This window comes from Streptomyces albospinus (assembly GCF_014648695.1).
Lineage (GTDB): Bacteria > Actinomycetota > Actinomycetes > Streptomycetales > Streptomycetaceae > Streptomyces > Streptomyces albospinus.
Window position 1 is genome coordinate 1 of the sequence record NZ_BMRP01000012.1, and the last position, 14,563, is coordinate 14,563.

General features: G+C 66.3%; 8 protein-coding genes and 1 pseudogene. 3 read left to right on the plus strand and 6 right to left on the minus strand.

The window, feature by feature from the left end; genetic code table 11:
• The coding region (locus IEZ17_RS42465; RefSeq protein ID WP_268249830.1) for a methyltransferase at nucleotides 1-215 on the minus strand (215 nt) is incomplete at its 3' end.
• Between the two features lie 159 nt (nucleotides 216-374).
• Here IEZ17_RS42465 and IEZ17_RS17895 point away from each other — a divergent pair.
• Together IEZ17_RS17895 and IEZ17_RS17900 are read left to right on the plus strand one after the other, a co-directional pair.
• Nucleotides 375-863 carry a hypothetical protein gene (locus tag IEZ17_RS17895; protein ID WP_189301300.1) on the plus strand — a complete coding sequence of 163 codons (489 nt, stop codon included), beginning with the start codon at nucleotides 375-377 and terminating at the stop codon, nucleotides 861-863.
• Nucleotides 864-951: 88 nt separating this feature from the next.
• Nucleotides 952-3,096: a LysM peptidoglycan-binding domain-containing protein gene (locus tag IEZ17_RS17900; RefSeq protein ID WP_189301302.1), complete on the plus strand. Its 2,145-nt coding sequence runs from the start codon at nucleotides 952-954 to the stop codon at nucleotides 3,094-3,096.
• 11 nt (nucleotides 3,097-3,107) lie between these two features.
• Here the strand turns inward: IEZ17_RS17900 and IEZ17_RS17905 are convergent.
• A pseudogene (locus IEZ17_RS17905) lies at nucleotides 3,108-3,254 on the minus strand (peptidase C39 family protein); the annotation flags it as partial.
• 373 nt (nucleotides 3,255-3,627) lie between these two features.
• On the opposite strand from IEZ17_RS17905, the gene IEZ17_RS17910 reads away from it, so the two are divergent.
• Nucleotides 3,628-3,813: a helix-turn-helix domain-containing protein gene (locus IEZ17_RS17910; protein WP_189301304.1), complete on the plus strand. Its 186-nt coding sequence runs from the start codon at nucleotides 3,628-3,630 to the stop codon at nucleotides 3,811-3,813.
• Between the two features lie 675 nt (nucleotides 3,814-4,488).
• Here IEZ17_RS17910 and IEZ17_RS17915 read toward each other — a convergent pair.
• The 4 genes from IEZ17_RS17915 to IEZ17_RS17930 are packed head-to-tail and all read right to left on the minus strand — an operon-like array spanning nucleotide 4,489 to nucleotide 14,478.
• Nucleotides 4,489-7,797 carry a DEAD/DEAH box helicase gene (locus IEZ17_RS17915; protein ID WP_189301306.1) on the minus strand — a complete coding sequence of 1,103 codons (3,309 nt, stop codon included), beginning with the start codon at nucleotides 7,795-7,797 and terminating at the stop codon, nucleotides 4,489-4,491.
• A 2-nt stretch (nucleotides 7,798-7,799) separates the two neighbouring features.
• Nucleotides 7,800-10,709 (minus strand): DUF1156 domain-containing protein, encoded by a 2,910-nt coding sequence (locus tag IEZ17_RS17920; RefSeq protein ID WP_189301307.1) that lies wholly within the window; start codon nucleotides 10,707-10,709, stop codon nucleotides 7,800-7,802.
• An 11-nt stretch (nucleotides 10,710-10,720) separates the two neighbouring features.
• Nucleotides 10,721-11,200: a DUF7680 family protein gene (locus tag IEZ17_RS17925; RefSeq protein WP_189301309.1), complete on the minus strand. Its 480-nt coding sequence runs from the start codon at nucleotides 11,198-11,200 to the stop codon at nucleotides 10,721-10,723.
• Complete coding sequence (locus IEZ17_RS17930; protein WP_189301311.1) at nucleotides 11,197-14,478, minus strand: ATP-binding protein; 3,282 nt, start codon at nucleotides 14,476-14,478, stop codon at nucleotides 11,197-11,199. The genes IEZ17_RS17925 and IEZ17_RS17930 overlap by 4 nt, the downstream gene beginning before the upstream one ends.
• Nucleotides 14,479-14,563: the final 85 nt, after the last annotated feature.

Consider the following 14,563-nt stretch of genomic DNA (forward strand, 5'->3'; position numbering starts at 1 on the left):
CCGCCGGGCGCCATGGCCCGGCGGACGGTGCCGAGAATGCGCAGGCAGTCCTCGTCGGGCCGGCCGTGCAGGACGCTCTTGAGCAGGTACAGGTCCCTGCCCTGCGCACGGCGGTGAAGAAGTCTCCCCCTTCCACGCGCCCACGCGGCCAGGTCCTGCGCCGAACGCGACCCGTCGGCCAGGTCGGCTCGGCGCGCGGCCGTTCGGCCTAGCAACGGTGGTGGGCGCCCCCGCCGACGGCCAGGGTGAGAACGCAACCGGCTCTCGCGGCGGGCGGTGGTACCCGTCACCCGGCGCTCGGACCGGGCGCGACGGGATCGCCCGCACACGGTGCGGAGCAGCGGTGCACGGACGACCTCAGGAGAACGATCATCATGGCCCTCAGTGAGACGGATCTGCTCAAGGCCGGTGACGCCGGGCTGCTGGAGCTGTTCCGCAAGAGCCCCCCGGGTGTCATTCCGAAGGGTCCGCTGGAGGGCACCGGCATCGTCCGGTGGGGCGGCCGTCGGCTGACCGGATCGCTGGCCCGCTTCGTGCGGCTGGCCCTGTGGCGGGGCAAGGTCATCGACCACGAGGGCTATCTCAGCAACCGGCTGACCGCGTTCGACGTGCTGGCCGTCCTGGCTCAGGTCTACAAGGGCCCGAGCATGCTGGACGACCGGGACTGCATCGTCATCGACTATTCCCGTATATCCCTCGCCGCCCGCGCGGTACGTGACGAGATGCGCCAGGTCGGCCCGGATCTCTATCTGGGCGTGGTCTGGCTGTTCGGGCTCCGGGTCGGCTGGTTCACCCTGCGGGTGCCGGAGCGCGGCAGCGCACCGGTGGCGGCGGACGAGGCCGCAGCCGGGCAGCCGGGATGACCGCCCGCCGCGCCCCGCACCGCGCCCCTCCGTCGGCCTTTTCGGACGTCGCCCTTCTTGAACTACGCACAGGGAATGGTTCGGAGCTATGAGCACCTCAGGCATACCCACGCGCAGGCCCGCCCACGTCACAGCCCGCCGTGCCCGGAGACGGCCCCGGCCGTGGCAGCTGGCCTCGGCCGCCGTCGCCCTGGGCGCGGTGTGCATCCCGACGGCGCCGATCGGTGCCGCGACGTCCCCGCTCCACGGCACGGTCACCGGCGCGGGAAAACCGCTCCGCGGCGTCCGGGTCACGCTCTTCGCCGGTTCGCGTACCGGGGTGAGGGAACTGGGCCGGGCGACGACCGACGGATCCGGATCCTTCACCCTCTCCACCACCAGGCCCGCCGCCGGCGTGCTGTACGTGGAGGCCGCCGGCGGGGACGGACAACGCCTCCGGCTCCGCTCCGTGGTGGGCGTCGGTGACGGCGGCGGGGTCCCCGCGCGGTCGGTGGACACGGTGACGGTCAACGAACTCACCACCGTCGCCACCGCCTACGCCATGGCCCAGTTCAGCGACCGGCGCGGCATCGCCGGGCCGGGACCGGGGCTCCAGAACGCCGCGGCGACATCCTTCAACCTCGCCGACCCGGCCACCGGCCGGCCCGGAGGGGCGGTCACCGCCGACAGCGCGAACAGCGAGACCCTCGCCACGCTGAACACGCTCGCCGACATGGTCTCGGTCTGCGCGACGGGCACCCCGCGCTGCGCCGAACTGCTGCGGCTGGCCACCCCGCGCGGCGGGACCGCCCCGGCCGACACGGTGCAGGCGGTCCTCAACCTCGTCCACCACCCGACGCTGTCCCCGGCCGCCCTCCACGCCCTGGCGGGTGGGGCCAAGGTCTTCGCCCCCGGGCTCAGCACGCCCCCCGCGGCCTGGATCCTGGCGCTGCGCCACACCGCGGCCGACCTCTACGCCCCGGGCCGCATCGGGTTCGACGCGCAGGGCAACGCCTGGGCGTCCAACAACTGGCTGCCGGGCACCCGGCAGTCCAACCCCTTCGTCACCGTGCTCGATCCGGCCGGCCGCCCCGCCCTGGGCAGCCCGATCAGGGGCGGCGGCATGGACGGCGGGGCGTGGGGCCTGGCCGTCGACCCCAACGGCTCGGTCTGGGTGCCCAGTTACGGCGGCAACGCCATGGCGAAGTACGCGGCCGACGGCGTCCCGCTGTCACCGTCCACGGGGTGGCGGAACGGCGGGCTGGTCCGCCCGCAGGGCGTCGCCGTCGACCAGCGCGGCAACCTGTGGATCGCCAACTCCTACGGCCTCAAGGGCGCAGCCGGCCTGGGCAGCCTCGTCGTGTACCCGCACGGCAATCCCGCGAAGGCGTTCACCATCACCGACCCCGCCTTCAACCATCCGTTCGCCCTCCAGATCGACGGCCGCGGACGGGCCTGGGTCACCAACAGCCATATCTCCTTCGCCCAGCTCATGGAGACCCGGCAGACCGGCTCGCCCGGCCCCGTCGGCGGCAGCGTCACCGTCCTGGGCCCCGACTTCAGACCGATCAGGACCATCCACAACAGCGCGCTCCAGGGGCCGGTGGGGCTCGCCCTGGACTCGAAGGGCAACGCCTGGGTGGCCGGCCTCTTCAGCAGCGCGATCACCGAGATCCGGCCGGACGGAACCGTCGCGGGTGTCTACCCGCTGCCCCGCCGCGTCCTCCCCTGGTCGGTGGCCGTCGACGGGCAGGACCGGGTGTGGGTCGCCGGCTTCGGCAACTCCTCCGTATCGCTGCTGTGCGGCACCAACACCGCCGCCTGCCCGCCCGGCGCCGCCACCGGCACCGTCCTGTCGCCCCCGGTGGGGCTCCGGAACAAGGCGATCCAGCACCTCACCGCGGTGCAGATCGACGCGTCGGGCAACGTCTGGCTCGCCAACAACTGGTCGAAGCTCCTGCCGCCCACCGGAGGCGAGGGACTGGTCCAGCTCGTCGGCCTCGCCACCCCGGTCTGCACCCCGCTGACGCCGCTGCCCGTACGGCCTTCGTCAACCGGCTGCTCCCCGGGAACCGCGGTGGCCGGCCCGCCCACCGGCAGCGCCGACCACTACACCGTGCGCCGCGGCGACACCCTGACCCGCATCGGCCACACCCACGGCGAGTCGTGGCTGACGCTCTACCGCAGCAACACGGCCGTCCTCGGCCCCGACCCGCACCGGCTCCGCCCCGGGCAGCGCCTCACCCTCCCCTGACCGGCATACGCTCAGCGGATCCCCAGCTCCCCCAGCACCCGCCGCTGCGTCGGCGCCGGCCGCGCCGGGAAGTACAGGTAGCAGACACCGCCCGACCCGCTCTTCACCTTCCCGCTCGCGTCCTTGCGCTTGGTCCGCAGCCAGATGTTCTCGAACTGGGATGCGGGGCATTAGCAGACGCCGGATGCCATGGCAAACGTGCAGGTCAACAGCTTGAGCTCGTTCACGGCGAGGGAACCTAAGCCGGGCCGTGCTGACTTCGTGCTGAGTTCCGCTGCCGTCCATTCCGGTCCTGCCGGGAGCGTTGTGCTGGATCGGTGCTGGTTTCAGGGCTGCGGGGGGAACTGCGGGCAGCGCGAGGCCGTAAGGCGCTCGCTCTTCACTGCGTGTCACGACGGCACCCACGCCCGCCTCCCAACGAAACGCCCGTTGCCAGGCCCATGAAGGTCACGAGGCGCTGCACTGGTCGTTTGGTGCGGCCGCGTTCCATCCTTATCGTGTCGCACTCCCAACCTACGGAAGTGAGCAGCAATGGACCAACCGATGTGGACTGTGCTGGCCCTGGCAAACTTTCTCGGCAAGCCCGTCTCATGGGTCTACGACAATCACGAGAAGCAGGCCATCCCCAGCTTTCGCGTGGGCCAACAGCTGCGGTTCTGGCCCAGCGAGATCAAGACCTGGCTGGAAGAAAATTGCCGCGAACAGGGGGTCGCATGAACGTCAAGTACAAGGAGACGGCGCGGCGCGGGCTCGCCGTCAACATCATCGAGTGCTGAGGAAATAGCCCTGGCCAGCGCGTTCGTGTCTTTCACCGCTGAAAGGGCCTTCCCTGCTTACGCGGCGGAGAGTCTCCGAAAAGTCCCCTCGACAGGATCCGCCCAGGACACGTTGACCGAGGACATGGCCCTCCTGACGAGGCTGAGCCAGCCCTTCTTGTGGATGCTGGACTCCGGACAGCGGCGCCTCACCAACATCGACCGGGTCATCGTGCTCCTGGACGGCCTGGGCGCCCCGCCAACCTCACAGGACCGATGCTTCCTCCCTCGGTCGCGTCGGACCTGCCTCTCCAATCAGTCTCCTGACCCCGGAATGCGAAGGCCACGACTGGGCAATGTGCACTGCTGACGAACCGAGCACTGCGTTCGGGTGCGGAAGCGGTGTACTGGTCCAGCATCAGCGTTCACCGCCGCATGGCTGGAGGCAGACCCAGGGCCCATTGTGCGCAGGTCTATGACGGTACGGAGCTCTTGTAACCACAAGTGCGCTCGCGGTTGGAGTCGGCGGCTTCTTGTCAGGAGGGGCCGCCCCACTCTGTGAGCGGCCGTGGTGTAAGGAAAGCAGGCCGTGCCCGTCGTCCAGGCCTGGGTGCCAAAGGGGCCACCTCACTACCGGTCACTCACCGGGTTCGGCGGGTAGGAGGGATCCCAACTCGGGTGACCCATAGGTCAAGAAAACGAGGTCACTGTCGCTGCTGGTGTCCCAGGTGTCGCGGTCGAACGTCACGGGGACTGAGGCCGTGGATCGCTGGCTCAAGTAACTCTCGACGGACGTCGCGCCGTCGGAACGCCCGAAGGACACACGGGCGTCGTCACGCGCAAGGGCGAGGCTGTAGATGCCGGGGCGCTCGTCATCTGGGGTTAGGCACCGGCTTGCGAGGAGGTTGTTGGTGAGCTTGGTGGCCAGGTCTGACGGAGTGATGTCTCCGACCAGGTCCGGCGGTGGCTTGATGGTGATGTCTTGGTTGGGAGTGCCGAGGTCATCGGTGGTGACGGGCTGGTTGTTGATGTCGCCGATCTGGGTTCGAATGCCGGCGATCTCACTGGCGATGACTTCGTCACTGAGGTTCGCGGCGAGGACAAGGTCTTCGATGACTTTCTCGACGGTGCCGAGGACGGGGGCAGCGCCGCCGAGGATGTTGGTGAAGTCGTCGTAGTTGTCCTTGATGCCCGTGTAGACCTGCTCCTCGACGGTGTCTTCGTAGAAATAGTTGCTGATCTGGAGGCGCTCGTAGGCGGCGCCGATCCGGTCGATACGGCCGATGCGCTGCTCGACGCGCATCAGGTTCCAGGGCATGTCGTAATTGATGAGACGACCCGACGTCTGCAGGTTGAGGCCCTCGCTCATCGAGTCGGTGCCGATCAAAACCTCGACATCGCGGTTACGGAATCGGGTCTTAATCTCGGCCTTGGTGACCGGGATCCACTCCTTTTCTACGGGATCGTATATCTCGCCGCCGCGGCCGGAGTAGCACCCGAGCTTGTGGTAGCCAGCGGCTAAGAGGCGCTCGCGAACGTAATCCATGGTGTCGGCGTACTGAGTGAAGACCACCGAGGAGTCATACGTCTTGAACGACTCGGCCAGGTCCTCGACGAGCTTCTTGGCCTTGGTGTCCTCACCGGATATGTCGCCCAGATCGTTGAGAAAGGAGCGGAGCTCGACGATCTCTTCCCTGAGGCGGTCGGCACTGACGTCGAAGGTCTCAGGGTCGAAGAGAGAGTTCTCCAGGTCGGCGTCGTCGTCGTCGGTGAGGAGATCAGCGAGGCTCTTGCCCTGCTCCAGGACATCGAGGCGGCGTTGCAGGGACCGCTTAATCGCTTCGAAGGAGGAGGTCAGCCGGCGCCGGTAGACGGTCATGATGAAGCCGAGGGCCTTGGTGGCTTTGTCGGACTTGTAGGCGTTGTAGTGGCGGCGGATGTACTCCTCGATGCGGTCATACAACTTCCGCTCGTTCGCCGTCAGGCGGATGAACTCGTCCGTGACGTGCCGATACGGGATGACGACCGAGGCCGGGATGATGCCTGCCGCCTGGTAGGCAAGCATGGTCTTGCGGGTGTTGCGGAAGACCCGATCGCGCATCGGGGTGTGCCTGCGAGCCCACTTATCCATCCACTCGGAGGTGGCATTAGGGAACAGTGCCCTGAGATCAGGCGACGGCGGATTGCCGGCCATCCCGGTCACCGTGAACGCGTCAGCCCACCCGAGTACGTCGTTGACCTGCTGCTCCAACTCGTAGTCGTGTTCCGCGAGTGGGTCGGAGAAATAGTCCTCCAGCATGTCGCAGATGAGTTTCCAGCCGCGCCTCTCGGGCGGGTCTCCGAGGTAGGTGAAGTATTGCGTGAAGAAGAACGCCTGCTCACCCCACTTTCCCGGCAGCCCGAGGAGCTCGATGAGGTCCCATGCTTCGTGCGGATACATCTGCATCGGGGTCGCCGAAGCGAGGTAAAGCGCACGCCAGAGGTCGCGCTTCTTCATCTCCTGCAGCAGCGCGAGCAGGGAGTTGGGAGTATCGGTCGCCTTAGAGCCGCGGCGGCGAGCGTGATGGGCCTCGTCGACGAGGACGACATCCCACGGTCCGGCTTCAAGGATCTCTGTACGGCGAGTGCGGCGGCGAGCCAGGTGGGAGGAGGCGAGCACGATGGGGAAGGCCGACCACGGATTCGCCGTCGGACCGGTCGCGATGGGCTGGTCAAACCGGTCGACGAAGCCGCCCTTGTGGTAGCGGGCGACGTCGAGGTTCATCTTCTCGTGGAGTTCCTCCTGCCACTGCTTCATCACCGAGGCAGGCACCAGCAGTAGCGCCTTCTTCGCCCGGCCTGAGGTGAAGAGCTCGCGTAGCACCATGCCTGCCTCGACCGTCTTGCCGAGACCGACCTCGTCGGCGAAGAGATAGCCGCGCGGGTACGTCGACACCACCCGGTCGATCACCTCGGCCTGGTGCGGCAGCGGCTGAGCCCACGCCGTCCCTACCCCGGTCCACGCGGACGCCTTCGGCGCATCACGGAGAGCGATCAGCTCGTCCCAGGCCGCCTGGGTATCGGGAACCATCTCGACAGGCAGTGCCTCGCGATCGGCCTTTCCATGCCTCGGCTGCGGTACGGGCGCCTCGAAGGGGGACGGCGGAGCGTCGGGGGCATGCTCAATCAAGTGCTCGCGGACCGCGGTGGGCAAGTCGATGATCGCCCAACCCTGGTCTGGGTTAGCGCGCCAGTGCCGCTCGAAGGCTCGCTCCTTGGGCTTGCCGTAGTCCTCCCAGGACTCGGTACGCCAAGAGCGATAGGCGTCGAAGGTCTCGTGGTTCTTCACCCATGCGGTCACCGAGGCGTTGTTAGAGCCGCTGAACGCGACCTTGTGGCCGTAACGGTCTGTGAAGATGCCGTACTTGGTATGGAAGTAGCGGCCCGACTCCTGATGGGTGAGCAGGTGGCCGTGACTGTCGACCGGAACGCCGACCCGAATATGAAGACGGTCGTTGGCGACCATCCAGGCCAGTACGCTGAGGTGCTCGCTCTGTACGATCTTCGTGCCCTCCAGGCCAGGTTCAGCCAGTAGTCGCTCGGCGACTACATCGTCGAGCGGAGTGCCGGAGAGTAACGCGTCGACGTCCTTCTTACCGAGCTGGGCGCCGACGATAACTCTCATCACGCCACCACCGGCGATGAAGTGCGCCGTGCCCTGCGCGGCAAATTGCAGTTCTGCCCCGGACCAGTAGCCGACTGCACGGTCGTAGGCGACGGCCCTGGAGAGCAGCGGCTCGTAGAATGCCTCAAACGGTGCATCGTCGGGCGAGTACATTGCCTTCAGCATCACGCTACGGAACGAGTCCTGGGCCGTGGCAGGGTCGTGGTCGAAGAGACCACCCTGCGCTGGTGCCGCTGGCTTGGCGGCGGCACCGGGGAACAGGGCGTCGTCGTACTCGGCCAACCTCACTCCATCTCGAAGAGCGTGTCGGGCTTGTCCTCGACCAGCGTGGCCACGTCCGTGGTCTCCGGCAGCGTCACGTCGGGGAAGTAGAGTGTGCACAGGGTGTCAAGGCGCCCTGCCTCGGGTACAAGCCACTCTCCCTTGACCTTGGTGCACGGCATTGCGTTCACCAGACCCTGCAGCGCGGATATGAATCCGGCGTCGTTGGTGTAGCCGTGCTTGTCGAGGAATCGCTTCGCCGCCGGCATACCATCGTGCTCGGCGATGTACAGGGTCGTGTCGACTGCGTCGATGATGTAGTCGAACGAGGCAGCCTCGGGCCGTACGCCGGGTGCGCTGGAGTCGCCACCGCGCCGTACCCGCTCGCTTGGGCTAAGTAGCGTGACCTTGCCAGCGGACTTCGAGACCACCTTGGCCCTCTCGAGCGCGTCAATGTCGAGCCCGCCGACGGCGAGCGCCAAGAGACGGGCAGTGTCGAAGGGAAACTCGCGGACAGCGAAGGTGTCCCAGGCCAACAGCACGAAGTCGGTGAGTATGTCGACCTTCGCCGCCTTCCCGACCAGTCGGGAACGGCGCAGGTCCACGATCTCCTCGCGTGCCAGAGTGAGGGCTTCCTCTGGGCGCAGCAGCTTGTCGCGCCCTTCCTCATCCGGAGCCGAGGAGTAGACCGGCCAGCTCTGCGAGATCACCGAGAGCGTTGGGCCATACGTGGACAACAGCAGGTCGACGCCCTCAATCCCGTCGTGCTGGAAACGCATCGCTGCGTCACGGGCTGCACGACGAACGTCCTGCTCGATGTCATCGAGATAGAATTTCCCATCACCCTCACGGTCTTCACGCTTGCGGCACACCAGCATGATCGTCGACTGGGCTGAGTTGAGAGCCCTGATGTTGAGCCCAACCTCAGTCTCGGTGTTGACCGGCCACGAGGTCTCGATTGTGAATCCTGCCTGCAGAAGGCCCATGCCAAGGGTGTCCCACGCATTTGCCTTCTTGTGCGTGAACATCACCGAGAGCACACCATCGCGGGTGAGGACTCTACGGCACTCGGCGAAGATGTTGGTCATCTTCGTCTCGTAGTCGAGGTCAGCGAGCTCTTGGCGACGCTTTCCCATCGTAAGAAAGCGGGCAACGTTGGCGACAGCCTCGTTGTCCTTGTCGGTGAGGTCGTCGCGGAAGTAGTCGGGAACCAGCCGGCCGAGAGTGCGTCTCTCCCAGACATAGAAGTAGTCGGCCAGCTCCGCGTACATCACGTTGTCGTAGTAGGGCGGGTCCATGCACACGTGAGTCACGGCGCCGTCAGGAAGGGCCAGGCTTGCGCCACTTCCCTGCAGGACAGTCACCTGTCGTGTCAACCGATCATTGACGTCCGCTGGCGCGACTCCGGTTTCATCCAGCAGGCGCGCGATACCGCCATAAGCGTCAATAAGCTGGTCGAGACACCACGAGAACAGCGCGTGAGCGCCCTCGAACTCGGCGAAGGTCCACTTGAATGAGAAATCATGGCGGTCGAAGACGCTGCGCATCTTCTGACGTGACACGTCCCAAGACGATAAGCGCGAGTTCCAGTTCAGAGCTTTACCTTGCATCAATGCCAACTGGAACAAGACGTCGGTGGCGTCCTCACCGAGTACCTCGCGAACCTCGGCTACGAGCCTGGTGAATTCCTCGACGAAGACCCCTTGGACGAGTGCCTGCCGCCGGGTGAACATGTCGGTCCAGTAGGTGAAGCCGTAGGGCCGGATCTCGTGCTTGGGGATCAGGTCGGGGATCGCTTCGCTTGGCAGGATGCCCGTGGCGAGCCAGAGGTCCTTGACATCGGAGTATGCGGCTTCAGCGGCCGCGATGGCGTCGAGGTCGGTCTGGGTGGGGGCTCGGAAGGTGCGTTCGCCGGACGGCTTGCGGACGGCGACGGCGTAGAGGACCTGCTTCATCTGGCCAGCCTGGGCGGCCTGCTTGATGTAGTCGCCGTCGATGACGAGGCTATCGTAGGGCGAGATGGCCTTGCCGCGGGCGGTGGTTCCAGTGGAAGCGTCGGCCTCATCGACGTCCCTACCGAGGGCGACTTCGAAGATTGGCTCGGGGAGCTCGACGCCGTCGTACTCGGTACGCATCCGAACGGCGGCTTCCTTGCCTGCGGTTTTGCGGAGCCACTTGTCGCGCAGGAGTGGTACGAGGCGGCCGGTGCGAGGGCAGGGGATGGCGTTGGCATACAGGTAAGTCGCGACGGCCTCAGCCTTGCCGCTCGGGAAGTATTCCTTGAGGCGTTCCTTGACGCGCTTGATGAGGATGCCGCCCCACTTCTTGAGCTCCGGAAGAAGGTCGAGCCCGCGGGTCGCGGGGACCTCGACACCTGCTTTGAGCACGCTCGCGGCCACGCCGTTGAGGTCGTTGGCAACGACTGGAAGCCCGAGTCGGCTGGCGGCCCACGGAATGGAACCGCCACCGGCGGTCGGGTCTGCGATCACTGGCAGCTCGCCCCAGGTGTGGATCAGCACCGCATGAAGCAGGTCGATGTCCTTGCGCGGAATCGCGTTTCGGAAGGCTTGCTTGTAGGTGTAGGGATTGGGGATCCGCTGGCCTGTCGCGACAGCGACGTCATACATGCGGCGGGCGGTGATGGGGTCACCCCAGATGCCGACGAGATGGAGGAGCCAGCGGCGGTAGGCGGCCTCCTCCTGGAGCTCGACGGCGTCGGGAAACGCTTTAGCGAGCTCCTCGGACCACGCGGGGAGGACACCCGCGAGAGCGACGGCGGCGGAGGCGACGAGGGGGCGGCGGGCCCACCAGATGTGGAGGAAGGAGAGCGGGGGGAGTGCGGATGCGGCACCGCGTTCGCGGCGCGATTCGATGCCGAGCTCGGCGACAGGGAGCCAGTCCTCGATGAGGAGGCGCGGCTTGGTGCTACTCAAGGCGGGCTCTTTCAGTCGTCAGAGAGGAGGGTGCGGAGAGCCTTGCGGGCGCGGTTGGCGTCGACGCCGATGCACTTGGAGTACCAGTAGTAGGTCTCTTCGGTGCTCATGGCGTTGAGGCCGGCGACGAGTGCGCGGACGCGCTCGTGCTTGGCGATGGGCTGGGTGGCCATCAGGATCAGGGCCAGGCGTACGCCGTCGGGTTCGGCGAGCCAGATGGGTGCCTTGCGGGTGAAGGTCAGCACGCTCGGCTGGTGGCCCGATCGCCTCATGGCTGAGAAGAGGGCATCGATGATGCGGCCGGTCTGCTGCGGGGTGAGGGTGACGACGGCCGTGGCAAGGGCAGAGCCGTCCTCGCCGTACGTCTCCTCGATAGTGAGGCCGTAGGTCTCGTTGCGGCTGGGCTTCACGATGAGGCGGAAACCGCGGACGCCGTTGATGGCAGAGAGCCGTCGGCTCGGGGCTGTCATCGTTCCCTGGAGAGTGGTCATTTGGTCACCTCGGCCGTCATCGTTGTGTTCTTCATGCCGAGCTTCTTGATGACGTCATGAATCTGGGCGATCTGCGGGTCGTCGGCGTCGAGCGCCGGGTCGAACCGGAAGGTGAGGGTGACGTCGCCGGCGACCTTGGTGGCGGCGGTTAGCGCCTTCTTGGCGTGGCCATACGCCACCTGGAAGTCGGCGCGCTCGGCGGTGCCCTGGAATTGGATGCCGCCTCCGGTGAGCCCCTTGTATTCGGCGCGGATGGTGGAACGGACCGTGATGGCCTGTTTCTGCAGCATGCCGAGCGAGGCGACGGCGAGGTCGATGTCGCTCGGGCCAGACGCGGCATCCGCGCTCACCTTCAAAGTGAGGGTTGAGATGGCGCGGATCGCATAGTCAGAGACGGCATCGAGCAGGGCCTGCATGGCCGCGCCGCCGGGACCGTTCGCGGTGAAGGTCTTGGAGGTAGCCGTGCGAGTGGGGACCTCGACTCCGATTTCGTCGGCGGTCTCGCGGGCCAGGATATGCACAGTGTCGAGGCCCTTGCCCTTGATGGCCGAGGGCGAGAGTGCCCGGACGCCGGCAGCAGGCTCGATGTCGGTGACGACGAACCAGCCGTACTCGCTGGACTGGACGGCGGTGGCCAGCAGGTCGAGGACGTCGGTCTTGGAGGGTTCGCCGCCGCAGGCTGCCTCAAGGCGAGCGCGGAGGTCAGCGCCGGTGAGCTGGTCGCTGGTGAGCACCGAGCGGAGGTCCGTCTGGGTGGGTTTGCGGACCAGGAGTCCGCGCTTCTGTGCCTCGGTCTTGGTCATGACCTCGGCGTCGGCGCTGAAGGTGATCGACATGCCGGCCTGATTGTTGGCCGTGTATGCCTTACCGCTGGCCGAGTCGTAGTAGACCCAGTCATCGTGGTTGACACCGTTGACGATCGCGTCACGCAGCAGGGAGGTGTTGCGGACGATGGACGCCTTATGGTCGGACCAGAAGTAGTCGGCGATCGCGGCCGTGCTCGTGGCCTCCTTGTGTGCCCAGGTTCGGTTGCGCAGGAAGGACGCGGTGAACGGGCTGGTACGAACCTTCTCCTCGTCGGTCAGCAACGTGATGACCGCAGAGGTGGAATTCTTCGGGTCGCCCTGGGCCTGGGCGGGAAGCTCACGGTGGCGCAGGTAGCCGGTGGCCTTCTCATCGGCTGGGTAGTAGATGTGCTTGAAGCAGCGGGTGACCGCGATGCGTGCCTGGAGACGGGCCTCCTTGTCGTATGCCTCGACCTTCTTGCCGACTCCCTCGCTGAACTGACTGAGCCGGTGGGTATCGGCAGCGAGGTTGTTGGAGGCGATCAGGGCCCGTGCACGGTCCTTGAGCACGTGGACCTGCTCAGCGTCGGCCAGGGCGAAAACCAGGGAGTTGCGGTACTTGCGCGGCGCGCCGACCGACCCAACCTTGTCGAGCATCTCCACGATCTGGGTCGGCGGCTGGTCAGCGTGGGCCGGGTCGACGGTGACGACATCGTGGTCGAGCACGACCACGCGCAGTGCGTCCTTGTCTGGGATCTCGGCAGGGCCTGACGGGAAATGGATCGCGGTAACGCCGCCGTCATTCGCAAACGCCTTCTGTATCAGGCTGTCAACTTCCGCGGCGACCGCGGTGTTGGCGACGTTGCGCTTCTCCGTCTCGATGATGGCGTTGACATTGGGCTCGATGTTGAAGCGCCAGCGAGCACCGTCGTACGACAGGTGCCAGAAGACCTTCTCCGACTCGGTGAGCGCCTTCTCGAAGATGGTGGCGTCCTCGCCGGGGCGCAGGGTGCCGACCAGCCAGTCGTTGCGGCCCGCCCCTGCGGTGGAGACCATTTCCAGGGAGTGAGTGAACACGGTGCGGGTAACGCGGGTGACGTAGATGGGCTTGCCGGGGAAGACCTCGGCATCGACGACTGCCGCGTGCGAGGCTTTGGAGGCGAAGTCGCCCTTGGCCACGCTCGCGAACTCAGCGCGCTGGAGGCCGTCGGTGAGATGGTTAAGGACCGGCTCGTTGGAATAGTCGATGTCGCCGACGTTGATGATCGCTGCGTCATCGTTGGTGGCGTAGATGTTGGCCACGACCTCGGCCAGGAGCTTCAAGGCACCGCGGGCGCGCTGGAAATCGGTGATGTTGCCCAGACGCTTGTCGAGCACGCGGACCAGCTCGGGGTGAAACGGGTAGGTCTTGGTGACCAAGTTGCCGTAGGAAGCCGGGTGCTCGGCACCGCCGGCGAGTTGCTCGGTCTCGGAGAGCTGTTCGTATAAGCCCCGGTAGGCATCCCCGGCTGCCCTGGCGGCATCCTCGTCGACGGAGGCGAAGATGCGCTTCTTGAGAATTTCTCCGATCTCGGTGTCGTCGGCCGGTGTGATCACCGCGCTCGGTCGCACCGCACGGGCCAGCACGTCGCCAGTCTCCTGGGCAGCCTTGACCGAGGCTGCATTGGCGGCGTCGGCCCTTTCCTTCTCCTCACCGGTCAGCTCACTGATCTCGGTGGTCTCTGCACCGAACGCGTTCGTGGTCGCAGCCAGGGTGATGATGACCGAGACCTTGTTGGTCGGGTCGGAAGCGACCTCGAAGAGGTTGCCGAGGAAGACGGGTATTGCGCCAGCCATGCGGCGTACGTCCTCGCTGCCAGAGGAGGTCACTGCACGCAGGTGCTTGGCGATCTCGTCGACGATCACTACCGTCGGCTTGCCACAGAAGGCGGCCTTGATCGTGGCGGTGCCTGGAGCCGTGCGTTGGGTGTCGTTCGCCTCCATCACAGCGAACGCGTCGTCGCCGATTTGGGCGGCCATCTCACCCCACATCGTGTAGGTGCGATGGCCGTTGGTCTCGATGCCCGCGGTGGGGTCGAGAGCATCGCCGACCAGGGCCGCGATTTGGACCGGGCCGTCGGGAAGCAGGATCGGATCCAGGAATTCAGCGATGTTGGACGGCCGGGCACCCTTGGCGAGATGGTAGACGGCGGTCAGGCCGTGAGTCTTACCGCCACCGAACGAGGTCGTGGGGCGAAGCACGCCGTTCTCCCCTGCGACACCCTTCGCTCCGCTCAGGCGGCCGAAGGTCTTGGTAAGCAGCGTCTTAAGGCCGCTCGTGGGGTAGGTCTGCGCGAAGAACGCTTGCGCGTCGCCATACACCGGATAGTGCTCCGCGTCGCGGACCACCTTGTCCAGCTGCGCTGCGAAGTGGTTGTCCGCTAACCCGCCTTCAAGTACATCCTCCCTCGGAACACACACCTTCCGCAGGGCTTCTAAGCTCGACGCTGCCATGCCTCTCCTGCCCCCAGACGCCGTGCACGCGGCACCCCTCTTGTGAATCATGCGATTGTAAGTCACCGGCGATGAGTGCAGCTTC